Origin of the sequence: Vibrio coralliilyticus ATCC BAA-450, from assembly GCF_000176135.1 — a bacterium.
Classification (GTDB): Bacteria; Pseudomonadota; Gammaproteobacteria; order Enterobacterales; family Vibrionaceae; genus Vibrio; species Vibrio coralliilyticus.
This window is the reverse complement of sequence record NZ_ACZN01000015.1, coordinates 256,066-280,861: the sequence shown is the minus strand read 5'-3', so window position 1 is coordinate 280,861 and position 24,796 is coordinate 256,066. Positions and strand designations below refer to the sequence as shown.

General features: G+C 46.8%; 17 protein-coding genes. 13 read left to right on the top strand and 4 right to left on the bottom strand.

From position 1 onward, the window contains the following. Positions 1-43: 43 nt before the first annotated feature. Complete coding sequence (locus VIC_RS08680; protein WP_006959157.1) at positions 44-2,047, bottom strand: M4 family metallopeptidase; 2,004 nt, start codon at positions 2,045-2,047, stop codon at positions 44-46. Between the two features lie 389 nt (positions 2,048-2,436). Here VIC_RS08680 and VIC_RS08675 point away from each other — a divergent pair, with 389 nt between their 5' ends. The 6 genes from VIC_RS08675 (at position 2,437) to VIC_RS08650 (ending at position 9,133) form a co-directional block, all read left to right on the top strand. Further along, entirely contained in the window at positions 2,437-3,300 is an 864-nt protein-coding gene (locus tag VIC_RS08675) for a hypothetical protein (protein WP_039951653.1), read from the top strand. Positions 3,301-3,507: 207 nt separating this feature from the next. Further along, the gene (locus tag VIC_RS08670; protein ID WP_006959152.1) at positions 3,508-4,641 is read left to right on the top strand and encodes an efflux RND transporter periplasmic adaptor subunit; all 1,134 of its coding nucleotides are present in this window, start codon (positions 3,508-3,510) and stop codon (positions 4,639-4,641) included. Then, positions 4,634-5,905 carry a TolC family protein gene (locus VIC_RS08665; RefSeq protein WP_039951651.1) on the top strand — a complete coding sequence of 424 codons (1,272 nt, stop codon included), beginning with the start codon at positions 4,634-4,636 and terminating at the stop codon, positions 5,903-5,905. Before VIC_RS08670 ends, VIC_RS08665 begins: the two co-directional genes overlap by 8 nt. Further along, positions 5,902-7,116 carry an ABC transporter permease gene (locus VIC_RS08660; protein WP_006959147.1) on the top strand — a complete coding sequence of 405 codons (1,215 nt, stop codon included), beginning with the start codon at positions 5,902-5,904 and terminating at the stop codon, positions 7,114-7,116. The genes VIC_RS08665 and VIC_RS08660 overlap by 4 nt, the downstream gene beginning before the upstream one ends. Positions 7,117-7,119: 3 nt before the next feature. Continuing rightward, the gene (locus tag VIC_RS08655) at positions 7,120-8,403 is read left to right on the top strand and encodes an ABC transporter permease (protein ID WP_006959145.1); all 1,284 of its coding nucleotides are present in this window, start codon (positions 7,120-7,122) and stop codon (positions 8,401-8,403) included. Between the two features lie 25 nt (positions 8,404-8,428). Beyond that, positions 8,429-9,133, top strand: a complete 705-nt coding sequence (locus VIC_RS08650; protein ID WP_006959144.1) for an ABC transporter ATP-binding protein — start codon at positions 8,429-8,431, stop codon at positions 9,131-9,133. A gap of 26 nt (positions 9,134-9,159) precedes the next feature. On the opposite strand, the gene VIC_RS08645 is transcribed toward VIC_RS08650, so the two are convergent. Together VIC_RS08645 and VIC_RS08640 are read right to left on the bottom strand one after the other, a co-directional pair. Beyond that, on the bottom strand, positions 9,160-9,393 hold the full coding sequence (locus tag VIC_RS08645) for a hypothetical protein (protein ID WP_006959142.1): 234 nt from the start codon (positions 9,391-9,393) through the stop codon (positions 9,160-9,162). A gap of 10 nt (positions 9,394-9,403) precedes the next feature. Continuing rightward, positions 9,404-11,446 carry an NHL repeat-containing protein gene (locus VIC_RS08640; protein ID WP_039951650.1) on the bottom strand — a complete coding sequence of 681 codons (2,043 nt, stop codon included), beginning with the start codon at positions 11,444-11,446 and terminating at the stop codon, positions 9,404-9,406. A 263-nt stretch (positions 11,447-11,709) separates the two neighbouring features. On the opposite strand from VIC_RS08640, the gene VIC_RS08635 reads away from it, so the two are divergent. Both VIC_RS08635 and VIC_RS08630 read left to right on the top strand, forming a co-directional pair. Continuing rightward, positions 11,710-13,089: an NfeD family protein gene (locus VIC_RS08635; protein ID WP_006959138.1), complete on the top strand. Its 1,380-nt coding sequence runs from the start codon at positions 11,710-11,712 to the stop codon at positions 13,087-13,089. Between the two features lie 9 nt (positions 13,090-13,098). Then, on the top strand, positions 13,099-13,869 hold the full coding sequence (locus tag VIC_RS08630; RefSeq protein ID WP_006959137.1) for a slipin family protein: 771 nt from the start codon (positions 13,099-13,101) through the stop codon (positions 13,867-13,869). 182 nt (positions 13,870-14,051) lie between these two features. Here the strand turns inward: VIC_RS08630 and VIC_RS08625 are convergent, their stop codons facing one another. Then, complete coding sequence (locus tag VIC_RS08625; RefSeq protein ID WP_006959135.1) at positions 14,052-15,233, bottom strand: lytic polysaccharide monooxygenase; 1,182 nt, start codon at positions 15,231-15,233, stop codon at positions 14,052-14,054. A gap of 437 nt (positions 15,234-15,670) precedes the next feature. Here VIC_RS08625 and VIC_RS08620 point away from each other — a divergent pair, with 437 nt between their 5' ends. From VIC_RS08620 to VIC_RS08600, 5 genes are all read left to right on the top strand, one after another. Continuing rightward, positions 15,671-17,554, top strand: coding sequence for a methyl-accepting chemotaxis protein (locus tag VIC_RS08620; RefSeq protein WP_006959133.1), 1,884 nt, complete (start codon positions 15,671-15,673; stop codon positions 17,552-17,554). Between the two features lie 178 nt (positions 17,555-17,732). After that, the gene (locus VIC_RS08615; RefSeq protein WP_006959130.1) at positions 17,733-19,175 is read left to right on the top strand and encodes a serine protease; all 1,443 of its coding nucleotides are present in this window, start codon (positions 17,733-17,735) and stop codon (positions 19,173-19,175) included. A 163-nt stretch (positions 19,176-19,338) separates the two neighbouring features. After that, positions 19,339-20,859, top strand: a complete 1,521-nt coding sequence (locus VIC_RS08610) for a M28 family metallopeptidase (RefSeq protein ID WP_006959128.1) — start codon at positions 19,339-19,341, stop codon at positions 20,857-20,859. Between the two features lie 329 nt (positions 20,860-21,188). Continuing rightward, the gene (locus VIC_RS08605) at positions 21,189-23,084 is read left to right on the top strand and encodes a methyl-accepting chemotaxis protein (protein WP_006959127.1); all 1,896 of its coding nucleotides are present in this window, start codon (positions 21,189-21,191) and stop codon (positions 23,082-23,084) included. Between the two features lie 27 nt (positions 23,085-23,111). Beyond that, positions 23,112-24,782: a pyridoxal phosphate-dependent decarboxylase family protein gene (locus tag VIC_RS08600; protein ID WP_006959124.1), complete on the top strand. Its 1,671-nt coding sequence runs from the start codon at positions 23,112-23,114 to the stop codon at positions 24,780-24,782. Positions 24,783-24,796: the final 14 nt, after the last annotated feature.

Sequence of the window (24,796 nt, the reverse complement as noted above, 5' to 3'; positions counted from 1 at the left end):
CTCCTTACTAAAGAGCCCGCGTGCGGGCTCTTTTTTCATTCGACTATTGCAGGCAGCTGCCTTCAAATGACCAGTACCAGTAGTAACTGTAAGGATCGGCTCCCCAGTTAGTTTGGGTTGCGATAAAGCGGTTCCCGTAGGACTGCACCTCGGTGCCTTGTGGGTAATAGTAATAAGGTGACCATTCTTCTAAGTTGGCGCACAAGTCCTGTGGTTCTGGCGTCGGTTCTTCGAGATAGGCACTAACGCCAACATAGGCATCTGAGGAGCTACGCGCACCTGTGACCATCACATAAACATCGGCATCACCAACACCGCTAAAACCACAGTATTCGTTGTTATCGCGGTTGGTGGAAGCACAGTCATGATCCGACAGTGAAGCAGGACGATTGATCGCGACATACATATCAACATTGCCATAGCCGTTATAGGTTTGTACCCAGATATCCTCAGCTGGTGCATTCTTCAACACAAAGTGTTGCTCGTCATTACCCGCTGATTCAATCGCACTTGGAATATTGATTTGTAAGCTTACGATATCGGGGTTAGGTGTCGGCTCAGGATCTGGCTTCCCAGAAGCGCACTGTGTCACCTGAATACCCACCTGAGCGAATGCGTTGTTCACCGCGGAAGTGTCGTATCCCAGTTCGTGAGCCGCTTTACAAACACCTTCAGCGCCTTGTTGAAAATCAGAGTTTGGTCGCCAGTAAAGTTGGTTAGCGGTGGCATAGGCGATGAACGCTTTTTTGATGTCCCAGTTTGAGCTGATCGCGAGATGGTAAAACGCCTTGTTGAACACACCGGAGCTGTGGTGGACGTCGATACCATTGTAATACTGGTTGATATGGTCAATGGAGACGCCGTCTTTGCTTGGCTGAATGAAGTAACGCATGGCATCGGAGTACTTCATGACATGTTCGCCCATTTTCCAGTTGAAGCTGCCATGAACGTATTGGCTGAGTGCCGCCGCAGCTACATCAGAGAAGGACTCATTCATCCCACCCGACATACCTCGGTATTCCAGTCCAGAGTTCTGCTCTGTAAAGCCGTGGCTGACTTCATGCGCAATCACATCCCACGTGGCCAGTGGATACATTGACTGGTTACCATCACCAAAGGTCATCTGACGACCATCCCAGAATGCATTGCCATAGTTAGAGCCATAGTGAACACGCATGGTCAGTTTCTGCTGAATAGGTCGGGTGTTTAACCAATCCATGTACATATCGAAAACGCGTTGACCAAAATAGTGTGCGTCATTCATTGGAGCGTAGGCCCCGTTCACGCTACGGTAGTTATTGACGTTACAGTCAAACTGATGAACTTGCCCACCGTATTGCTGGTTGTTCATATTGAGTGTGACGACATTTGGGCTGTCCATTTGGCAATACTGGTTAACTTCAAAGCCGCCGTATTGCGTTTTAGGTCCAAAGTAGTAGCGACCACTTTTGCGGTTACCACCAGGCCCTTCCGCTTCAATGAAAGCAATCCCTTCCCACCGGTCAAGCACGTCACCGGACTTAGCATCGACTAAAGTAATCGGCCTTGAAGGCCCCATACCATGCATCTGAATAAAGTCGACTTTGTAGACCAAACGAGCGATCTGTTGCTTATCTTGCCAGATCATTAGTTCAGCATTTGGATCGCGAATCGCTTGAGAAGCAAAGCCTTGGCTATTGCCTTTTGCCAGCTCTATCGCTTGCTTTGCGTTGAGCATAGGTAAGGTAGAGCCAATATCGGCATCAATGCCTGTTAGGACCTTTCCGTCAACAGGTGTCACTGTACCTTGGGCGGAAACTTGTGCGACTAAAGACTGGCCGTAAACCGGGACACCATAGTGTAACTGTTGCTTTCGAAGCAGTGTCTGCGGGCCAGCTTTCACACGGCTAGCATCTTGATAAGCCAGCGGCTGATTGGGTGCTGAAAATGCCCGTGTTGTCGGCGGATTAAGGACTTGGGAAAGGTCAACTTGAGAGTAGTCAACAACGTTGGCAGCTTGAGAAGCGAAAGCCATTGGAAACAGCATAAGTAAATTAACGTTACGCATACTTCACCTTTGTAATTATTTTTCAATTGATTGGGGAAAAAATTGCGTGTGTAGAGTAGTGATATGCTGCTGAAATCATAAGTGCAACTGGTTTTATATGATGCTTGGGTGCAAAACATTTAAGCGCTTTTCTAATAAATGAGATGCTGAGTCGAGAAATGATAATCCCTATTTTATGTTTGGCGCTTTTTGGTCGCGCCCGCCCCAGATTTTAAATGTCAAAAAAGACAAAAAGTTAAAAACGATAAATTTATTTATGTCTTAAATTCAAACTCTTAAATGTAAATTAAACATCCATTTTGTTTTGTGTTGATTCGTTATTTGTAGTTGTTGCAGCTTACTTGGACACTAACCTCACTTTATACGGTTAAGAATGAATTGAGGGTGTGATGAAGAAGAGTGTTCTACTGACATTGGTCAGTGCAGTGGTAATGATACAAGGGTGTACACGTAACGTGATTAACCAGACCGAGCTTGCTCAGGTGAAGAAAGTCGCGGTTGTGATGTATTCCGTTCCGGAGACCATTGTACGTGATGTCAGAGATCCAGAGGATATTTCCGAGGACAAACAAGTCATGGCATTTGATGCGTTATCCATGGCGAGCCAATTGTTGGATGGCTCGGCAAAGAAAGTCGTGAATATGATGGACTCAACTTCTCACGTTCAAAAACAGATCGACGGGCAAGAAGCCGCGGACATCTCTTTGGTTGCAATGCTCAGTGAGTTAAGTGATGAAACGGGCTGGCAATACCTCACGCCACAGCAAGTGGCAGATAACACTGAGTATCAGCAGTTGAGCCTAAAATTAGCCAGTTCTCAGCATATGACAATGGAGCGTTCGATTCGCCGACATGCTGCAGTGCCTGCGGGTTACGTTAATCTTGGCCTGCCTCATGGTCACGCTGAAGTGATGAGTTACCAAGATCGAGAAGAGTTTAAGTTGTGGGCGAGTAAAGTCGCTCGTGCTTTGAATGTTGATGCCGTTATTTTAGTGAGCGATACCGGATACGCGACGGACTCAAAAAGCCTTCTGATAGGCGGTGGTTGTTACACCAAATCCGCCATGCACTATGCGATGTATAACGTTAATGGCGAGCAAATTGTTGATACTCGAGTGAGCTTTTCTGAGGCGCCGATGATTGAACAATCTGGCTGTGTCGATGGTAGCTTCTTTAAGTCAGATTACAAAGGCGCTCTGGTAGAACATGGCCAAGAGCAAGGCCGGAAAATTGCGGAAAAACTGCGTTCATAAATTGTCAGAATAAATTTAGATTAATTTACTGTCCTGTAGACCGGCCTAAGTGTATTACTTAGGCCGTTTTTTTTATTGTCAGAACGGGCCTACAAACTCATACAAACTGTGACTGTATTTCACGCTTCAGTACGCTGTATGATTTTCGGAACTTAATAATCTCAGGGTAGTCAGATGGCTACATATAAAAATCATTGGAAGTAAAGCATGGCTAAACGTTGGCTCTTGTCTGCTGCGAGCATCGCGCTGCTCGGCGGTGGCACGTATTTTTATCTGCAATCCTCTGCTCAGCCAGAGGCGTTTCCTACTTTGGCAGTGGAGAAAGGCACCATTGAGAAGGAAGCCGTAGCGGTGGGTAAAATTGTCCCAGCGCATTCAGTCTCCATTAAGTCTCAGATCGACGGTATTGTTGGGGAGATTTATGCGCAGGTCGGAGAAAACATAAAGCAAGGACAGCCGCTGATAAAAGTTCGTCCCAACCCTACACCACAAGCGTTAACCGATGCCTCAACAGAGCTGATGAGCAGTGAAGCAACGTTGGAGTCGGCTAAGCAAAAGCTAGCGAACTTAGAGAGCTTAGTTAAGCAAGACATTATTCCAAGCAACTACGATGATTACGTTAGCGCGCGATCGGAAGTGAAATCAGCACAAGCTGCAGTGCTGCAAAAACGTCAAAACCTTGAGTTGATTCAAAGCGGTGAGGCATCCATCGGTGATGCTCGTCTGACTTCGACCATTTATGCGCCGATTGATGGCACAGTGTTGAACCGAAAAGTGGAAGTAGGCGAACCGATCATTTCAACTGAGTCGAGTCAGGCTGCGACAGAAATGATGTCTCTCGCAGACATGAACAGCCTTATTTTCAAAGGCAGCGTGAGTGAGCACGACGCTGCGCAATTAACACCGGGAATGCCAGTTCTACTGACGGTAGCACCATACCCTGATGTACAAATCGAAGGGGTCTTAACTAAGGTAGCGATTCAATCGGAGAACCTCAATTCACCAGAGGATACATCGACAGTAAAGAGCTTCGATAATGGCTTTGAAGTGGAAGTTGGGGAACTGAAAATTCCACAAGACGTTACATTACGTTCGGGATTCTCTTCTACAGCAAAGATCACGCTCAAAAAATCTGAAAATGTACTGACTTTGCCAGAGCGTGCACTGCAATTTGAAGGGGACACGCCAAATGTGCTGATCCCGGATAGTTCAGAGCAAGGTTTCCACAAGCAGAAGGTCAAGCTTGGTCTGTCAGACGGAATCAACGTTGAAGTATTGGAAGGCGTTGAGCTCGGTGAAGATATTATCGATAACAGTATGATGGGAGCCGCCCATGGCTAAACATCATCTCTCATACTTTGGATGTGCATTGCTGGCTGCAATCTTGAGTTTCCCCAGCTATGCCATTTCGATTGAACAAGCTTGGAAGCAAGCGAAACAGAGTGATCCCGATTACGAAAAAGCCAAGATTGGCGTCCAGATCAGTGAAACAGGTGTAGCTTCCAGCCGCAGCTCGTTGTTGCCATCTTTAAGTGCGACTGCATCATCAAACTGGAATGAAGACAGTGATAACACCAATACCTATGGTGCGACGTTATCCCAAACAATATGGGACAGCAGTCTTTGGTCTGACTTAGATGAAGCACAAGCAAACTATCTGCGAACGGAGCTGGAGCTATCTCAGGCTCATAATGAATTAGCCCAGAAGCTATTGGCGACCTATCTTGATGTCGCTAGTGCGCAAGGTGACCTTCTACTGGCAAAAAATAAGCTGGAAGAAGGTAATAAGCTGCTGAAGATTATCGAAAAACGTTACCAGGCGGGTAAAGTCAAATCGATTGACGTTGAAGAAATTCGAGCCACTCTGGTGACCGATAAAGCGGGAATCCTCAGCGCGCAGGCTAAGCTAGAAGAAAAAAGAGCTGAGCTTGGGGCGCTCATCAACCAGATGCCTGAGCATGTTGACCAAATTCGAACCGATAACCTGATTCAGCCTCCGATGTTGGTTGAGTCCCAAGAACAATGGCTTAAGTTGGCGAAAGACAGTAGCCCAGAGCTGTTAGTTGCCGCACAAAAGGTCAAAGCCAGCGAGTTCGCACGCCAATCAGCCAAAGGCGGCTATTACCCAACGGTAAAGGGTAATCTTGGCTACAGCGACGATGACAAATATTCTAACGGAGAGTTTAATGCCGGGCTAACCTTGAGCGTGCCGATTGACCTCAACGGTGCGACGCGCGCTAAGGTGGACGAAGCGTCTCTGAATATATTGAGTGCTAAGCAGGACTTGCGCAGGGTTGAAATTGATATTCAGAAACGCATTGTCCAGCAGTTTACTCAGGTCGACATCAATTGGAATCAGGTTCTGATGGCCAATGAGGTGGTTGAGTCCCGTGCTAAGGTGTTGAGCAGTAAGGAAAAGCTCTACGATGCTGGACTTCTCGAAGCATCGGAAGTAATTGATGCTCATAACAATCTGTTTGATGCGAAGAACAGTTTGCAAAACAACCTCTACAACTACTGGCGTCAACGCGTTGGTTTGCTGCAAACGGCTGGTAAGCTCGACGACAATACGATGGCCCTCATTTCTCAGGCCTTTCATTCATGATTAGCTTGCTTCAGCAAACCTGGCAGACTCTGATCGCGCATCGGATGAAAAGCATTCTGGCCATTATTGCGATCGCTTGGGGTGTTATCTCTGTGGTGGTGCTGATTGCACTTGGGGAAGGATTCTACCGTCATCAAAGCCAGTCTTTTTCATTTATGGTGAACAACGTGCAGGTGGTTTTCCCGTCTCAAACCAGTAAGCCTTGGCAAGGATTACCATCGCGTCGTGAAATCGATATTCCACAAGATAAAGTCGAGATGATTAAGCAGTCGGGCTTTGTTAAGGAAGTTGCGTCCGTGTATGCCAAGTGGGATGCCAGTGTCACGAATATCAAAGGACAAAATTTAGCTCGCGCCGTGAGTGGGATTGACCCTGCTTACTTTGCTCTTGCAGAGCGGAAACTTCAGACGGGTTCCCGCAATATTTCACCGAGTGACATTGCGAGCCACACTCGCGTTGCAGTGCTGGGCGATCAGATTGCCAAAATGGGTGGTATCGGGATTGGTGAGGAGGTCAAAGTTAATGGCATTCCTTTCTTGGTTATTGGTGTACTCAGCGACGAAGACACCGGTATTTCTTTTGGTGATAGCCGCAGAGTTTTCATCCCGCAAACCACCTATCGCGATCTATGGAACGATAAACCTTGGATGCTGTTGATGAAACCGATAGATGGTATGGACTCTGCCTCGTTCCGAGAGAGTATTGTGCGCTTTTACGCTAAGCAGCTCCACTTTGACCCAAGTGATAAGGATGCGGTGCGTTTGCCTGACTTTAGTGAGGGAGCAGCTGTGATAAGCGGTATTCTTCGCGGGATTCAAATATTTCTTGGAGCCAGCGGTGCAATGACAATGGCGGTGGGGGCACTTGGTGTAGCGAACATTATGTTCCTTTCGGTCACTGAACGAACCCGAGAAATCGGTGTGCGATTGGCGATAGGGGCAACACAGGTGTCAATACTGAGCCAGTTTATCATTGAGGGGTTGATACTGGTCGCCGTTGGAACTGCCATGGGGTTAATGATCTCGTTTGCGCTGGTGGCGCTATTGGGCACTGTTGCATTACCAGAGTGGATTGGTTCGCCAGTGATTACCCCTGACTCGATTGCGTTGTCATTACTGGTCACCGTGGTATTAGCGTTAATGGCGTCTTACTTCCCTGCAAGACGAGCTTCGAGACTGACGCCGGTGTTAGCGCTGAGTGCGAGGGCTTAAACAATGTTGCTACCAATGAGACAGATTTTTCAGGAAATGGCAGCAGAAAAGCTGAGGTTAGGGCTGACAATATTGGCAGTTGCTTGGGCGACCTTATGTATTGCGGCCATGTTAGCTGTGGGAGAGGGCATTCGCCAGGGAGTGCTGAAAACCGCGCAAAATGGTAATGGCAATTTGATCTACCTGACAGGTGGGATGGCAACCGTAGATTATGGCGTGTTCCATCAGGGCAAGCCGCTGACGCTAAAAGTCGATGATGCCGATGTCGTCAGAGCGCTGCCGGAAGTCAAAGCTGTAGCGCCGACGGCACTATGGGATGAGCGCATCACGGTTGGCGATCGCGGTACATGGCGAGAGCCACTTGCAGTCACCACTGACTTTCGAGCTATGACCAACCTTGCTCCGCTTTCGGGTGGTCGCTGGCTCAACCCGCTTGATCAGAAAGAACAACGTAAAGTTGTTGTACTTGGCTATCTGTTAGCTGCAGATTTGTTTAACCCAGAAGATGACTTTAACTGGTTTGCGACTGTAACACTGAAAGTCAATCCGGTTGGGGAAAAGGTCAAAATCGGCAGTGAAGAGTTCACAGTGGTTGGAGTACTGGAAAAAAACAGTGCCGATATTGAGCAGGGTGATCCCATTAATTACTCCAGCTTTGTCCCGCTCTCCACGTGGCAGCGCTTTCATACTAGTGGTGATATAGCTGGTATTAATGTTCAACCAAAAAGTGGTGTTGATAGAGTCAAATTAGCGAAAACCATTCGTCAGGTGATAGCGCGCAAGCATGGTGCCAGTGTTACTGATCAGCAGATTGTTCAAGTAGAAGATATGTTCTTGAAGCAAAAAAGCATGCAGCAGTTTCTAGTTGGCTTACAGAGCTTTCTTGGCATCATTGGTTTTGTCACACTCGCGGTTGCGGGAGTCGGTATTGCCAATGTCATGTACGCTACCGTGAAACGTTCAACCCGAGATATTGGTGTGCGAATGGCTGTGGGCGCGACGCCGACGGCGATTCGGCTCCACTATCTGGTTCAGTCGCTCATGACGATGGTGATGGGTGGGGCTCTCGGGCTTGCAGTCACTTACGCATTGGTATCTGCAATTAGTTCTGTCAGTCTCGAAGGCAATGTTTTTTATGAACGCTTGGGCAAACCTGTCCCAGAGCTTTCTTGGGTTGTAGTGGCAATTGTGATTGCGACTCTGGTTGTCATAGGCGTGGCGTCAGCGTGGTTGCCAGCGAATCGCGCCGCTAAGGTGACACCTATGGAGGCGTTACAAAGTGAATGATGTGGTCAAAAAATCAGGAGTCACTATGTCAGATAATGCATTGGTTCAATTAACGAATCTTTGTAAGTATTACTCAAGCGGTGAAGTGGAAGTTCGGGCACTAGATGGTGTAGAACTGACGATTGAGCAGGGCGAGTTTCTCTCTATTCTCGGCCCTTCAGGTTCGGGTAAATCTACTCTGATGAATATGCTCGGCTGCTTGGATAAACCAACCGATGGCGATTACTTGCTTGATGGGCAGAACGTGGCAACACTGAGTGCTAATGAATTAGCGGGAATACGAAACCAGAAAATCGGCTTTGTTTTTCAGAGCTTCAACCTGCTTGAATACGCAACGGCGCTTGATAATGTCGCGTTGCCTTTAGTGTACTCAGGTATCAAAGCTAAAGAGCGTCGCCAGCGCGCGGCTAAACTGCTTGAACAGGTTGGGCTGGGTGATCGTCTCGATCATAAACCAAATCAGTTATCCGGTGGCCAAAAACAGCGTGTTGCGATTGCTCGAGCACTGGTTAACGATCCGCAGATTATTTTGGCAGATGAGCCGACCGGTGCTCTGGATTCCAAGTCTGGTGCTGAAATCGAAGCTTTGTTTAATCAGTTACATGCGGAAGGACGAACCTTGATTATCGTTACGCATGACAATGCGCTGGCTGAACGTACCAAACGCATTATTACGATTAAGGATGGCAAGGTCATATCAGACAGGCTACCCGTCTCAGAGGTCGCATAAAAAAGCGAGCCATACGGCTCGCTTTTTTAGTTCTCATGTGGTGGAGACAGGGTGTGATTAATGGCATGAGCCTGATGGGCACTGTGCCACTCCTCGAGCTTTTTACGGGTTTCTTTTGACGATGGCTGATTGAGGCAGTGTTCAGTGACGCACTGGTACTGCTGAATCAGCTTGTCACTAGCCTCCACCGATTGTTCAGAAATGTCAGTTGTCGCTTGCTTCAAACGTTTGGTCTTCGCTTTGTCGAATACTGATGTCATGGCGCTCTCCTTAGCTGATTTTATACACGTTGACGCGATTTAAAGCGCAGTCAGGTAAGTAAAGGGTTTGATTGTGCGCATGGAGAAGGTAGGGCATCCATAGTTCACCTTTACTTGGATCCGCGCCAAATCCACTAAAGCTGTCGATAAACTGGCCTTGTTGATCGAAGATTTTAATCGCGCGGTTGACCAAATCCGATACAAACAATTTACCCTCATCAAAATCGATACTGGTCGGCAACAAGAAGTTGTCGTTGTCTGTGCCGTAACCTTGTTGGCCAAAGCTGCCTACGTATTTGTCATGACGGTCATAAATGACTACTCGGTTGTTGTTCTGATCCGTAATGTATTTTTGCCCGTCTGGCGTGATAGTAATGTCGGTTGGAGTAAAGAAATCTTGGTCACCATGGCCTTTTTGACCAAAGGTACTCACTAGGCCTGCAATCCCCTGAGCGTTTAATCGCCAGCGGCAGATGCGATTATTGCCGGAGTCAGCGACGTATATATCTCGGCTGATCGGATCCACCGCGATTCCCTGAGGTTTAAACAGTTGCCAGTCGGCGTGACCTAAACCACCAAAGTAACTGAAAGGCACTAATTCGCCGATGAATTCATCGTATTGGTAAATGGTAATAATGCCGCTGATGTAGTTACTCACAACCAGTAACGGGAGATCAGGGTTAAGCTGACCAATTAACGGCGTGGTAGGCGTAAGTGAGCAGATGCCCAAAGAGCCAGGAAGAAGCGGTAAGCTACCCGGTCTTGCTGCATCTGGTTGGCTGCGCTCAGTAGCCTGAAGCTGATAGTTACCGGCATCCACTAACCAAAGCAACTGGTTTGGATCATCGAATTTGTCGCCAAGGAAGATACGTACCCAGGTTTGCTGCCATCTTTGCGTCCATTCTAGCTGCGTGCTCAATGTCATCGACACCCAAGATGGTGCATCGAGCTGATGTATTGAATTGAGCCATTTATCTTGCTGCTGGAAGTGTTGGTCCCACCATTCGCTGACCATAGGGTACTGGCTGGTGTATCCACCTTGAGCGGTTGGTGAGGTATCGCCGGCAACCGAAGTCACGAAGTGAAGCTGGCCTTTTCGATCCCGCTCATCACCTAACTGGTCGATTACTAAAGTCGCTGTTGGTAGTTCTGGTGATAAGTCGGACCAATCAACTTTATGAATTTGTAGTGAAGCGAGAATGGGCTCAGTGATCAGTAACACGTCCTGATGCATCTTAGTGACCTGAATCGGCGAGAAGAATCCACTTAAACTGCCTGAGTAATGCCCGTCAATATCGTAGACCGATACAGAGTACTGCTTCGCGCCGGGAATGAGTATGCGGTCATCAATGACTGATACATCGCGAGCAAGGTCGATGTCATCTAGGTATGTTTTTCCGTTGGCAAATGGGACTGGGTTGCCATCCCAATCACAGCGAACCACAGTGGCGAACCCAGTATTCGCAATATACAAGTGGCCATTGTTATCGCAGCTCAGACCCTGTGGCCACAGAAAATGCACCGCTTCTTGTGCATGAACGACATTAATATCCCTTAGCCAGTTTCCATTTTCGTCGAACACGACCAAACGGCTTTCGTTGTCGGGTCCTTCGTAAAATTCATCAGCGACACATAGTTTCCCTTCATAAAACGCTAATCCATTTGGCCCCTCGAGGTGAACGGGTTCACCTGCACCGAAGCGGTGAATGGATCGAATGTTTAGTGTTTGGTTGTATTCAAGGATATGGATGCGTTTGTTGGCAATGTCACTGACATAAATCCATGGCTTTTCTGGGTGAGGAAGAAGGCGAAAAGGCATATTAAATTGTTGGCTGCCACTTCCTACCGAACCAAAACTGGCGAGTAACTTTTTCATTTTCCTATCGAACACCAACAAACGATTGTGTGCAGTGTCTGCCAGCCAGATGCGGCCGAAGCGATCGATGCAGTTGCCTACTGGTGTATTCAGAGAAACATTTCCTGCCGCTCGGCAGGGGAGATTGGGCAAGTGAGTGACCTGCTTGCCAATATAGGTGTGATACGCGATTCCCATAGTTCTAGCCTTTGACATTAATTATATGTAATCAAATACATAACTCTAGCAGTCAAAAATGACAGTTCCACGTTGCCACTTGTATAAACGAACGCTCGATTATCTGGAATGACGTTTTTGCAGGTAAGGTAAAATTATATTTTACGTGTTGCATATTCATTGCGGAATAAGTTGCTTTGTGACGCATGATTATGAACCTTCACACTGGGTATCTATAATTTAAGGCGTGACCACCAAAGACTTGTTAACAACAGGAGGGTGGTATGAAACGGATATCGATTTTTATCATCAGCTGGTTACTCGCGATCTCATCGGCTGTGGCCAATGAGGTGTGGATTATTCCGCTCAAGGGAGCGATTGGCCCTGCGACCAGTGATTATGTGTCTCGCGAGATAGAACAAGCGCATCAGACGGGAACGGTTAAGCTGATCCTACTCAAAATGGACACCCCCGGTGGGCTGGACAGTGCGATGAGAGACATGATTCGCTCAATCACTACATCACACATTCCAGTCGCCACATGGGTTGGCCCTTCAGGCGCAAGAGCCGCCAGTGCTGGTACTTACATCTTATTTGCCAGTCATATCGCAGCGATGGCTGAAGCGACCAACCTTGGGGCCGCCACGCCTGTCAGTCTGGGAGGCGGTGCACCGCCATCTACCACACCTGCTAATGAAGATGACTCAACTCAGGGAAGTGATGAGTCTGCACCTCAAAACTCAGAAAAAGTGCCTGCTAAAACGGCGATGGAAAAGAAAGTCATCAACGATGCGAAAGCTTACATCAAAGGTTTAGCTAGGCTACATGGTCGTAATGCCGAGTGGGCAGAAAAAGCCGTCAGTGAGGCTGCCAGTTTGGATGCGATGGAAGCGTTTGAATTAAACGTGATCGACTTTATTGCCTCTTCACCAGAACAGCTGATAGAAAAAGCCAATGGTCGCGAGGTGATGATTAACAGCGTTGCTACAGAGCTGGTGCTAAAAAACGTGGCTTGGGTCGAGCGAAAACCCGATTGGCGAGCGGAGATGCTTGCGGTGATTACCAACCCTAATGTTGCCTATATTCTGATGCTGATTGGAATCTATGGCTTACTGCTTGAGTTTTATAATCCAGGAATTGGCCTGCCCGGTGTGTTGGGTGGCATCTGTTTATTGCTGGCGATGTACGCCTTGCAAATGTTGCCCGTGAATTATGTCGGTTTAGCGTTGTTACTGCTCGGTATCGCGTTGATGGTTGTGGAAGCATTTAACCCCAGCTTTGGAATTTTTGGCTTGGGTGGCATCACAGCATTTGTACTCGGGTCGATCTTTCTTCTTGATAGCGGTTTGCCCGCTTTCCAAATTGCGGTGCCTTTGATTCTCGGTATTGCGCTGTTTTCCGCGGCATTCATCATTCTTACTGTTGGTCTGCTACTTAAAGTGCGTCGTAAGCAGGTCACAACAGGGGTGGAAAATTACACAGGAAAAACGGCGGTGGTGTGTGAAGACTTTGCTGAAGGTGTTGGCAGGGTAAGAATGGATGGTGCGTTATGGCATGCAAAAGCGACAGATGAAGAAATACTAAGGCAGGGTGACAAAGTCGAAGTCATCCAAATTCAAGGGTTAAAGCTGACAGTGAGAGCGCAACAAGGCGCGAAAAACTAGGAGGCGTTTATGTGGATGTATACAGGTGGAGTGATCGCGCTACTGTTGATTGCAGTAGCGACTCAAATGTTCAAAGTACTGCGTGAATATGAGCGCGGTGTGGTGTTTTTCCTTGGCCGATTTCAAGAAGTAAAAGGGCCGGGGCTAATAATCTTGATTCCGTTTATACAACAAATGGTACGTGTTGATCTTCGTACAGTGGTGTTAGATGTGCCGACTCAGGATCTGATCACACGGGATAATGTCTCTGTGCGCGTTAACGCCGTGGTCTATTTCCGGGTGATAGATCCGCAAATGGCGATCAATAATATTGAAAGTTATAGTGATGCAACTAGCCAGCTCTCCCAAACAACGTTGCGTTCTGTGCTGGGTCAACATGAGCTGGATGAACTGCTGTCGGAACGAGAACAACTGAACAAAGATCTACAGGCGATACTTGATCAGCAAACGGATGATTGGGGAATTAAAATCGCCACTGTTGAGGTGAAACATGTAGACCTCAATGACAGTATGGTACGAGCTCTGGCTCGGCAAGCGGAAGCCGAACGTAATCGGCGAGCGAAGATTATACATGCGACTGGTGAGCTAGAGGCCTCGAATAAACTCAGAGAAGCGGCAGAGATACTCAATCAAGCGCCCAATGCGTTGCAGCTTCGATATATGCAGACGCTAACGGAAATCTCGACCGATAAAACCTCAACTATTATTTTCCCAATGCCGATTAATTTGGTTGAAACCATGGCTGAGTTTGCTAAATCACAGCAGAAAAGTAATGAGTAGAGATGGGATGTCTTTGCTTTTTAAACAAAGTGAACCTTAATTTGGTCGCGTTTCAGTGTCACTTCTAGTTTTCCGTTTGAGATAACGGGATATGCTGACTTTTATGAGCCTGATTTATCAAAATCCAAACCCCCAAGGAATCATGGGGATTTGGATTAGCACAAGCAGATGTAGAGTCTAGACTAGCGCCATACACCCCAGTCTCCGGTAGTGCCCGGCTCTTCACCACGTGTCCACCACTGTGCTGTCCAAGGACGGCCGTTATGAGTCACCACATCACCTTGCTCATAAGTGCTGTCGGCAGACCACGCATTATCCGGTTGCGTTGGTGGTGGCGTATCACCTTTCACCAAGGACAATTGATAGCTGAAGTTTGCGGTTGGAGCATGGACTTGATTTGCATGGATATTCGAAGAGTCATACATATAGTGGTTCATTTCGGCATGCCAGATGCCAATAAACCAAGCCCCCGCTGTCAGGCTGTTAAATTGCCCAGCCAACTCAGCAGACCAAATTTCTTCACTGGTATTGTTAGCTGTGATCGCCAATGAGATATCGTGCTGTTCGCTGCCGTTCTGATCAAAGGTACGGAAACGAATGGTATCACCAGATTCCACTGGCCCAAATCCTTGCGGGACATAGTAACCAAGTACAGAGAGGTTATTGCCCGGGTCGGTTGGGTCCGTCGGGTCGGTAGGCGTGCTGCCATCCCCATTGAAGGTAATGTCACTACAGTTATAGAAACCTTCACCAGCTGGGTCTTCACGTTGCCAGCGGGTATAGAGAACCGCTTCGCCTGTTCTGTCAGAGGGCAATGTTATTTTGATGCGGTACTTTTTATCCGAACCGACTGCGACGTTACCCGCAGTATCCACCAGATCCAAGTCGGACCAAGTTAAAGGCTGGCTGCTATCGTATTCCGGCTTGCTCAAGTAAAACTGCCAATAAGACGGGTTGTGCGGAGCGGTGGCGTTAAATACCAATTCGAATTGGTTGTTGGCATCTAGCGACAGTGCCGTTTTCTGCCAATGTGGGGAAGCGACATCTAGCCCTGCTTTTGCACTGTCACCAGCGCTACACAGTGTGCCATCTCGGACAATGGCATGTACGTGTGCCATATCTCGATAGTTAGCCACATTAGCTGCCACTTCATTACGTTGAACAAAAGGGTAGGCACCGGACTGATCAAAGGCTGCCTGACAAGCAGCATTCGGAATCTGATCGTCCCAGAACCCCCCATCTAGGTAGCAAGTATTCTGACGAGCACTTGGATATTCGACCCAGCCATGAGCATGGACATTGACTGATGTGAGGGCCGTTAGGCCGGCTAGGGTAGCAAAACTGACATTCAAATAAGATTTCATAATCTTTCCTTATAATGGTTATCGATCATCTGAAAGCACCTACGACGTGCAGACAGCGATCTCAACCTAGCAAGAATTTTATAAAATATTCATTTAAGTGATTAATAAGTCGTCGTTTTGATGTCAATTTGCCACATTGTCCGCATGGAAAAGTAATGCGCTGTTGGCCGCTGATTTTCCTTTCGAGTCACTTCAAATAAATTTGATTACCAATATTTACTCAGATTCATACCTAAGCATTAAGTTGAGATTTAGCAATAAAAATAGTTCATATGATTGTTTTATTTTAAAGTGTGAAATAAATCCGTGATAACCATACAAAGAATTGCTCTTGAAGTGGGGCGCACAAAGCGGGTGAGTTATCTTTGCAATTGTGTAGGCGAGCAACTACAGCTTAGTACTGCATGACGATAAAAATGATCAAACAAGGTTGTCCTATGTTTAAAAACTTGTCTTTAAAGAACAAACTGGCGTTGTCAGCCAGTGTTGCCATCATCGTTGGTGGTTTGCTGGTGGAGCTGCTCTCTTTTCGAGCGTCTTTACAACGTCTGGATATTGAAGTGACTCAGCGGCTTGAGAGCTCATCGGCATCTTACAATCAATACGTATCAGACTGGATCGAATCCAAAGAAAGGGCGCTGACGTCAATCGTGCCTGATGCCAATATGAGTTCGATTGTCAGTAACCTCAAACAGGTGAAGAATTCAGCAGGTTTGGACAATGTATTTCTTGCTTACCCCGACGGCTCTCAGGAGAACGCTGATGGCGTCGTCTTACCGCCTGGTAATGATGACCCGCGTAAGTGGGGGTGGTACATCAATGCGATGAAGAACCCGTCAAAAGTCTTTATGGACAACCCAACGGTAGCGGCGGCGACAGGTGCAAATGTGGTCTCTTTAGGTAGCGTGGTCAGCCTAGGTGGCGAAAACGTTGTGTTGGGTGCAGATGTAGAAATTACCGATATTATCTCAGGGTTGGACAAAGTAATTCTTCCAGGTGAAGGCTACATGTTTATTGCCAATCAGCAAGGTAATGTATTTACTCATAAAGATACCAAACTGCTAAACCAACCTGTGCAACAGCTTGGCTTAGACTTCGGTGTTATCCAGCAGGCGATGAGCTCGGGCAGTGATGTCTATACCGACGTTAATGGCGAGTTAAGCGTCGTCTACGCAGCGTCGATTCAAGGAACGCCACTGATTACAGTTACTGTGCTTAATCGCGAGTCGTTAGTGGCTCCTTTGTACAGTGCAGTCTGGGGACAAATTGCAGTGACTATCTTGGTGGTCATTGTCTGTACTTTCTTGTTTAACATGTTGTGTGGCATTTTGTTCCGTCCGCTAAAGAATGTATCAAACGCACTGGAACAAATAGCGCACGGTAGTGGTGATCTTACTCAGAGACTTGAAGTGGACAGCAATGATGAAGTGGGTCAGCTTGCTAATAACTTCAACACATTTGTTGGCAGTATGCGTCAACTCATCGCCCATATTCGCGAGCAGTCCCAGCAGTTGTCTCAGCAATCAGAAGTCAGCAATCAACGTGCTAATCGAAATGTGGATGAGATCAATCACCAGCAGCAGGAAATCACTATGGTGGCGACGGCTGTTACAGAGATGGCTTCCGCAACTGCCGAGATTGCTTCCCATGCAGAACAAACCGCTCACTCTGCACAAGGCTCAGCGAAAAATACTGAGAATGGACGTGCTGTTGTTCTGGAGAACAAAAACTCCATTAACCGTCTCGCCAATGAGCTGCAAGAAGCAAGCAATGTTGTTGGAGAGTTAAACCGCCATTCTCAGGATATTTCAACCGTTCTGGCGACGATTCAGGGTATTGCTGAGCAAACAAACTTGCTGGCACTGAATGCAGCGATTGAGGCTGCGCGTGCAGGTGAACAAGGACGAGGCTTCGCGGTTGTCGCTGATGAAGTTCGAGTGCTGTCTCAGCGTACTCATGATTCAACTGAAGAAATAAAAGCGACGATCGATACGCTGCAAGTTACTACCGGTAATGCCGTTAAGTTGATGGAAAATAGTTCCGCTCTGGCGACGCATTCTGTGGAAGATGCGGACAAGGCGAGTGTGGCATTGGAAGAGATTAATACTGCCGTTCAAACCATTAGTGACATGGCGACACAAATCGCGACAGCGGCTGAAGAGCAAACCCATGTAACGAATGAGATTACGCAGAATATTACTTCAATTAAAGATGTCGCTGATCAGTTAGTTCATAGTGCTCGGGAAAGCTCGCAGGAAGCGGGTACAGTGAAGGGACTTTCTGGCGAATTAATGGCCAAGGTTTCGACATTTAAGCTCTGATATTTCAATAAATTATATCTTGATTAAGGCACTCTTTGAGTGCCTTTTTATTCACCCCAATAAAACGACCTGTTCAATTTTCTTTACTCAAAAACAAATATGCAATTGATTGCTTATTTGTTTTTTCCGCATATGTTTGTTTTTGGGACAACACAAATAAACAAAAAAGGAAAAAACAATGAAGACAAATTTATGCAACGTTGGGTTGGCTATTGCATGTTTTATCACTCCAGTCGCGATGGCAGATACAGTGTTGCCTGTCATTGCTGATGAAGTGAAATTCACTATGTCAGATGCAGAATTGACCGGTGTTTCAGGTCAGCACTTGAGCCAGATAGTGGAGCATGAAGGGGCTGCGTTCATTAAGTTGCACTTCAAACAGCTTTCACTACCAAAAGGGGCGGTTTTACGTGTTAAATCCGCTACTACGGATGAGATGGTTGAGTACACTGACAGCCAGCTAGATTGGTTTGCACAATCTATCTCAGGCGATGCACTTGTTATTGAACTGATAGCGAATGCTAAAGGTCAGCAAGGACAGTTTGAGCTCGATTACTACATGGCAGGTAAAGATACGGCAGAGCAAGAGATGTCGACACTTTCCACCTGTGGGGTTAATGAGCGGAAAGATGTGGCGTGTTGGGAAGATTCACACCCAGAGAAAGTCGCTTGGACAACGCCAGTCGCGAGGTTATTGATTAACGGTCGTAGTTTATGTACCGCATGGCGCGTAGGCCCGGATAACCGTATGTTTACCAACAACCACTGTGTTGAGAGTGAAACGGAACTGAAAAATACCGAAGTCTGGTTTAACTATCAGCGCTCGACCTGTAATGGTTCGATGTCTACGACCGTCAAAGTGATGGGTGATCAAATGCTCAGCACAGACTATGAGCTGGACTACACGCTGTTTACCGTTGATGATTTCGCCAAGATCGCCTCGTTTGGTTACCTGGGTCTGGATGCTTCCGAGCCGACTTATGGTGACGGTATTTATATTCCGCAACACGGTTCAGGTAACCCGAAAGAGCTCGCGATTGAAAGCGATCAGAATGGTTCCGGACTGTGTCAAATTGATGTTGCTTCGGCCAATGGCCGTGGAGTGAACACCGATACAGGTTACTTCTGTGACACTATTGGTGGCTCTTCTGGTTCACCAGTGCTCAAAACCAGCAGTAACAAAGCGATTGCGCTGCATCACTTTGGTGGCTGCGAAAACCAAGGGGTGAAAATCAGTAAAATCTGGCCAAAAGTGGCGAGCCATTTTAACAACACTCTGCCCGATGGCATGGTTGAACAACCAGGAAGTGATATCACTGAGCTGAGCCTAGATACGCCGTTGTCTGGTCTTGCTTTAGCGAAAGGTGAGCAGAAAATGTATGTCCTTCGCTCAGATAAACGTGCTTCTGACGTCACAGTGTCTATTGCATCTGGATCGGGCGATGCTGATCTGTATGTTCGTTCAGGACTTCAACCAACTAGGAGTGCCTACGACTGCAGACCATATCGCTCTGGTAATACGGAGTCATGTGATGCAGTGAATGCGAGTGAAGATCTTTACGTCATGCTCAATGCTTACAGCAATTTTTCAGGCGTAACCTTGTCCGTAACGGCAAAATAGTCTGAGTCAAGCCTGGGGCACTTCGGTGCCCTTATTAACCATTCTCTGTATTGATATAAAAGTGACAACATATTGTTACGACCTGATGTAAATCGAATAATTCTCAAAATGTAAATAAATATCCTAAGTTTTGGTGATTTTATAAAACTCCATGGAGGAGATAATGAACTACACTAAAACGCTTTTGGCTATGGCGCTTTCCACGGCTTTCATGAATGCACACGCAGAAGACAAAGTATGGATATCAATCGGTGCTGATGCATCCAAAACAGTGGCGAAATCAGGGGCGCAAGCTGTGCTGCCGAATTCACTGGCTAGCAGTGGGAGTGTTTGGGTCGGGCAGGTTGATGAAACGGAACTAGCAGAATTGTCTCACAACATGCATGAAGAGCATCATCGTTGTGGGGGCTACATGGTTCACCCTTCCGCTCAGAGTGCAATGGCGGCAAGCGCGATGCCACTGGCCCTCAATACTTTTGCAATCCCTGATATTTCTCAACAAACAACCGTTAATGCATGGCTGCCGCAAGTGGATTCGGCGCAGATCACTGGCACAATCACTTCGCTGACGAGCTTCAACAACCGTTTTTACACTACCACCTCTGGTGCGCAAGCGTCTGATTGGATTGCCAGCGAGTGGCGCTCCTTGATTTCAGGGTTGTCTAATGCCAGTGTTGAGCAGTTCTCTCACTCAGGTTACAACCAGAAATCTGTGATCTTGACGATTCAGGGTTCAGAAAGCCCTGATGAATGGGTTGTGATTGGTGGTCATCTAGATTCCACTATTGGCTCAAGAACGGATGAACACACAATTGCCCCCGGTGCTGACGATGATGCGTCGGGCATCGCAAGTGTGACGGAGATAATTCGTGTTCTGGCTGAGAACAATTTCAAGCCTAAACGCTCGATGGCCTTTATGGCTTACGCAGCAGAAGAAGTAGGGCTGCGTGGCTCTCAGGATATCGCCAACTCCTACAAATCTCAGGGTAAAAATGTCGTGTCTGCCCTTCAGTTGGATATGACCAACTATCAAGGCTCTGCTCAAGATATCGTCTTCATTACCGATTACACTGACAGCAGCCTGACTCAGTTCTTAGCTAACTTGCTTGACGAATATCTGCCAGCGTTGAGTTATGGCTATGATCGTTGTGGCTATGCGTGTTCAGACCACGCTTCTTGGCACAACGCTGGGTATTCTGCTGCGATGCCTTTTGAGTCAAAGTTTAATGACTACAACCCTAAGATTCACACTTCACAGGACACCTTAGAGAATTCGGATCCCACCGGTGCTCACGCAACCAAATTTACTAAGCTTGGTCTTGCTTACGCAGTCGAGATGGGCAATGCATCTGGTGGAACAACACCTCCTCCTACTGATAACGTCCTTCAGGATGGTGTGCCAGTGACTGGCTTATCGGGAGCAACTGGCAGCGAGGTCGCGTACAGTTTCGAACTGACTTCTTCTAAAACACTTGATATTAAGACCTCCGGTGGCTCTGGTGATGTGGATCTTTACGTTAAGTTTGGTTCGGAAGCCAGTAAACAGAATTGGGACTGCCGACCATACCGTTATGGAAATAGCGAAACTTGTACATTCAGTAATGCCACACCGGGTACTTACCATGTTTTGCTAAATGGATACTCTTCGTTTAATGGCGTCACGCTTGAAGCCTCTACACGCTAAGAGCAAATTATTGATGGCTCTATATGGGGCCATCTTATCTAGCTTTTATATTGTTTAAGCCACTGAATTAAATTGTAAAAGAATATAGACTTCCCCGATTTTCTCGTCGCTTCTTCCTTTTTAAAGATAATAAATTTATATAATAATGGTTGCATATATTTGTGATATCAAGCTAAGGTAATTGTGTTGGCTGGGTGTATAGACGGTTTGATGATGGGCACAAGCTCACGATTTGCTGATAATTCAGCAACCAATATACAAATTAAAATGCAGACCGGAATTCATCCTTACGTTCTTTTTATCGCTCGTTCATGTAGTGAGGAGGCGTAATGAATATAGGTTTTAAAACGCGTATCTATCTCGGTGTGGGTTTGCTGGTGACGATCTCATTGATTGTTCTTGGCACGCTTAACATCCTATCTATGAAAGAAAAAATGGTCACGTCCTTGGTAAATGAAACTCAAAACAAACTGAGTTTCCATGTGACCGAACTCGAACAATTGATGCAGTTTCGTATCAATGCAATTGCGACTGGTGCAGAGCAATTCGACCCTAGCTTGTCTGATGCTGATAATCAGAAATTGGTCAATCTACTTGCCAAAAGCACAGGGATTTCCAATGTCATCATGACCTATGAAGATGGACGGAACTTTATGTCTGTCGAGAGTAGCAATCAATTCGACTTCAGAACTCGTGATTGGTACAAAGCGGCAAAAGTAGCTTCCTCAGTGGCATTGACGGATATTTATCAAGACAAAGTTACTGGAGAAAAAGTGGTCAGTGCGACCATGCCCGTTGAACAAGGCGGTCAGGTTGTTGGTGTATTGCTTGGTGATATCCAGTTAGGTGAAATCATCAGTACGGTTAGCAACATGCGCTTTGCTGGTGGGGCGGCAACGCTGACTGATCAGAACGCAGTATTTTTTGCCAGTGATGATCCTAATGATATCGGTCGGACACCTTCTCAAGTGAGTCCGAACTTTATTGAGATGGAGCGGATGTTCAGCAGTCAGCAAAATGGTCATCTGACTTTTCCTTACCTTGGTATTCAGTTTGATGGTTATTTCCAGAGAGTAAATCTGACAGACAACATGTACTGGACTCTGATGGTATTCGTCGACCAAGCCACAGCGTTAGCGCACGTTGACAAAGCCGAGCAAGAATCAATCATTACGGGCTTTTTGCTGTTCCTTGTCAGTTTTGGCGCTATCTTTGTCATTCTTCACTATGCCTACAAGCCTTTGCTTGGCCTAAAGTCTGCTGTATTGGATCTGTCTCAGGGGAATGGTGATTTAACCCAGCGCCTTGAAGTGAGCAGTAACGATGATCTCGGGCAGATCAGCCAGGGTTTTAATCAGTTTGTAGAAAACCTTCAGCAGATGATGTTACAAATTTCAAATGCCAGTGAAAGCATCTCTTCTAGTCTGGTTCAGTTAGGTCAAACCGCGAAAGAGAATGAATCCAAGTTACTTACGCACTCCAGTGAAACGGAACAAGTCGTCACAGCAATTACTGAGATGAGTGAAAGTGCGCGAACGGTAGCCGAAAATGTTCATCAATCCAATCGAATCACCGAAGCCGCCAGTGGAGAGGCACAATCGTCACTGGATATCGTGAATAACGCAGTATCAACGGTGAGCGCGTTGGTGACGGAAGTGGATGATATGGCAAACCGTATTGTCAGCATGAAGCAGGATGCGAATCGCATTAGCGAAGTGTTGACCGTAATTGGTGAAATCTCGGAGCAAACTAACTTGCTGGCGCTTAATGCGGCGATAGAAGCAGCACGTGCTGGTGAACAAGGCCGAGGCTTTGCCGTAGTAGCGGATGAGGTTAGGGCACTTGCTGCAAGAACGCAAAACAGTACAACAGAAATCTCCGATATGCTCAGTCAGCTACTTGATGGTACCGAGAGTGTGGTTCGCGCTATGGAAGCAACCAAAGATCAGTGTCAGTCTACTGCTGAGAAAACGTCAGAGGTATCTGAAAGCCTTGGCATGATGACAGTTTCAGTCAAAGAGATTGATGATGTCAGCACACAGATCTCGGCTGCAACCGAAGAGCAAAGTACGGTTGCAGAAGAGCTAAGCCGCAACATGCTTTCGATTAGAGAGATCGTTGAATCGCTAGTAAGCAGCGGCCAGCAGACAGTTTCAGCAACAGAATCGCTGAGTGAATCCAACCATGAACTAGAAAGGTTAGTCGCCAACTTTAAATTACGATGACACTTTTAAGCCACCAGGAGGTGATGTATGAATCATGCAGCAACACTCGAGAAAGATGGCTTAAAAGCGAACGCGTTATCACCTTGTTATGTAGAGAAATATAATGAGGTGATCCGCCGTTTTTTTAGTCGTGATAAACGGTTATGGCCTCTGTTTGCTTCCCCAGAAGTGAGCATGCTTGCAAGTAGAAACTCTCCATTTTCTACTGAAGATTATCGTCAGCTGGAAAAAGCACTTCGCGAACGTGAAGATATTCCTGACCGAATGAATGCTCCTATTGATGCGTTTGATCCACTAGCGTTATTTGTGGCCCATCATTGTAAAGACTGGCAGGATCCAAGATCGGTTGAGAATGTCATTTCAACACCCTGTGATCCGGCGATCCATGGAGCGATGCTCGCAACGATGAAAAATCCCAATTTGGTTTATAGCGAATATGCGGGCATGGCCGTGGAGCTGGAGAAAATGGTAGTCCGCCAGATTGCTCATTTAGCTGGTTATGATCCTCAAACTGCTGGAGGCCTGTTTACGCAAGGCGGCACGTTTTGCAATCTTTATGGCTACTTGTTTGGTTTACGCAAAACGTTCCCAAAGTCCAAGTCTGAAGGGGTGGCAGGTCGCCGATTTTGTATGCTCAATTCAGAGTCTGGTCATTATTCAAATATGACCAACCTGTCTTTACTGGGTATTGATCTTGATAGGCAGGTCATTCGGGTTCGTATCAATCGAGATAACCAAATTTGTCTCGATGATTTGGAACGGCAACTAGAGACATGCTTTAAGCAGGGAACTGTGGTGCCGACGATTATGCTCACTTGCGGCACCACTGATACCTTTGCGATTGATGACATTCAGCAAGTTCGCCAACTGTCAGAACGCTTGTGCCGAAAGCATGAAATCGTTCGCTCTCCTCATATCCATGTGGATGCGGCAGTAGGCTGGAGTTTGTTGTTTTTCCTTGACTACGATATCCAAGCGAATCCTTTGTCGATCAATAGTGCCACGCTGACCAGTTTGCGTTACTTAAAGAAAATGATGGCTGGTCTGAAAGAAGCAGATTCTTTTGCCGTCGACTTTCAGAAGTGGGGCTACGCACCTTATACCTCGAGCTTATTGATGGTACGAGATAAGCAGGATTTTGAAGCTCTCCGGCAGGAACCGAGCTACTTCTCTTACTTTGAATCTCAACTCAAACAAAAGACCCACCTGCAATCGACAATCGAGTGCTCGCGAGGGGCCGCAGGTGTTTTTTCTGCTTATTCAGCGATGCAATTTCTCGGCAAGGAAGGCTATCAAGTAGTATTAGCTCATGGCCTACAGAATGCGAACTATTTGCGAATGAGGCTGGGCCAGTTACCCGGTTGTAAGGTGGTATGTGCAGGTAACCATGGCCCGGCGGTTGCGCTGAGGTTATACCCAAAGCATACGCCTTCCGTTCTCCATGCCTTTGAACGTGAGCTCGCAATTAAGAACAGTGATGCCGCAGTTGATGAGTTGATTCAAAATACTTTGTTTCATCGCAATCATTTTCTTAAGCGGCAAGGGCAAGGGCTGAATACAAACTGGGTCGAATCTATCGCTCATACAGATTACGACTTTCAAGGACACTGTATAGCCTTGCCGGGTGAGAAGGCAGTGTTTCTCAATCCATATACATCTCGAAAGCAAATTGATGAGTATTGCCGCTTATTCGTATAAGGACCCATAGAACA

Excerpts from the sequence above, each read along its gene's own strand:
- VIC_RS08680 (WP_006959157.1), bottom strand. The coding sequence starts at position 2,047 with ATGCGTAACGTTAATTTACTTATGCTGTTTCCAATGGCTTTCGCTTCT.
- VIC_RS08675 (WP_039951653.1), top strand. The coding sequence starts at position 2,437 with ATGAAGAAGAGTGTTCTACTGACATTGGTCAGTGCAGTGGTAATGATA.
- VIC_RS08670 (WP_006959152.1), top strand. The coding sequence starts at position 3,508 with ATGGCTAAACGTTGGCTCTTGTCTGCTGCGAGCATCGCGCTGCTCGGC.
- VIC_RS08665 (WP_039951651.1), top strand. The coding sequence starts at position 4,634 with ATGGCTAAACATCATCTCTCATACTTTGGATGTGCATTGCTGGCTGCA.
- VIC_RS08660 (WP_006959147.1), top strand. The coding sequence starts at position 5,902 with ATGATTAGCTTGCTTCAGCAAACCTGGCAGACTCTGATCGCGCATCGG.
- VIC_RS08655 (WP_006959145.1), top strand. The coding sequence starts at position 7,120 with ATGTTGCTACCAATGAGACAGATTTTTCAGGAAATGGCAGCAGAAAAG.
- VIC_RS08650 (WP_006959144.1), top strand. The coding sequence starts at position 8,429 with ATGTCAGATAATGCATTGGTTCAATTAACGAATCTTTGTAAGTATTAC.
- VIC_RS08645 (WP_006959142.1), bottom strand. The coding sequence starts at position 9,393 with ATGACATCAGTATTCGACAAAGCGAAGACCAAACGTTTGAAGCAAGCG.
- VIC_RS08640 (WP_039951650.1), bottom strand. The coding sequence starts at position 11,446 with ATGGGAATCGCGTATCACACCTATATTGGCAAGCAGGTCACTCACTTG.
- VIC_RS08635 (WP_006959138.1), top strand. The coding sequence starts at position 11,710 with ATGAAACGGATATCGATTTTTATCATCAGCTGGTTACTCGCGATCTCA.
- VIC_RS08630 (WP_006959137.1), top strand. The coding sequence starts at position 13,099 with ATGTGGATGTATACAGGTGGAGTGATCGCGCTACTGTTGATTGCAGTA.
- VIC_RS08625 (WP_006959135.1), bottom strand. The coding sequence starts at position 15,233 with ATGAAATCTTATTTGAATGTCAGTTTTGCTACCCTAGCCGGCCTAACG.
- VIC_RS08620 (WP_006959133.1), top strand. The coding sequence starts at position 15,671 with ATGTTTAAAAACTTGTCTTTAAAGAACAAACTGGCGTTGTCAGCCAGT.
- VIC_RS08615 (WP_006959130.1), top strand. The coding sequence starts at position 17,733 with ATGAAGACAAATTTATGCAACGTTGGGTTGGCTATTGCATGTTTTATC.
- VIC_RS08610 (WP_006959128.1), top strand. The coding sequence starts at position 19,339 with ATGAACTACACTAAAACGCTTTTGGCTATGGCGCTTTCCACGGCTTTC.
- VIC_RS08605 (WP_006959127.1), top strand. The coding sequence starts at position 21,189 with ATGAATATAGGTTTTAAAACGCGTATCTATCTCGGTGTGGGTTTGCTG.
- VIC_RS08600 (WP_006959124.1), top strand. The coding sequence starts at position 23,112 with ATGAATCATGCAGCAACACTCGAGAAAGATGGCTTAAAAGCGAACGCG.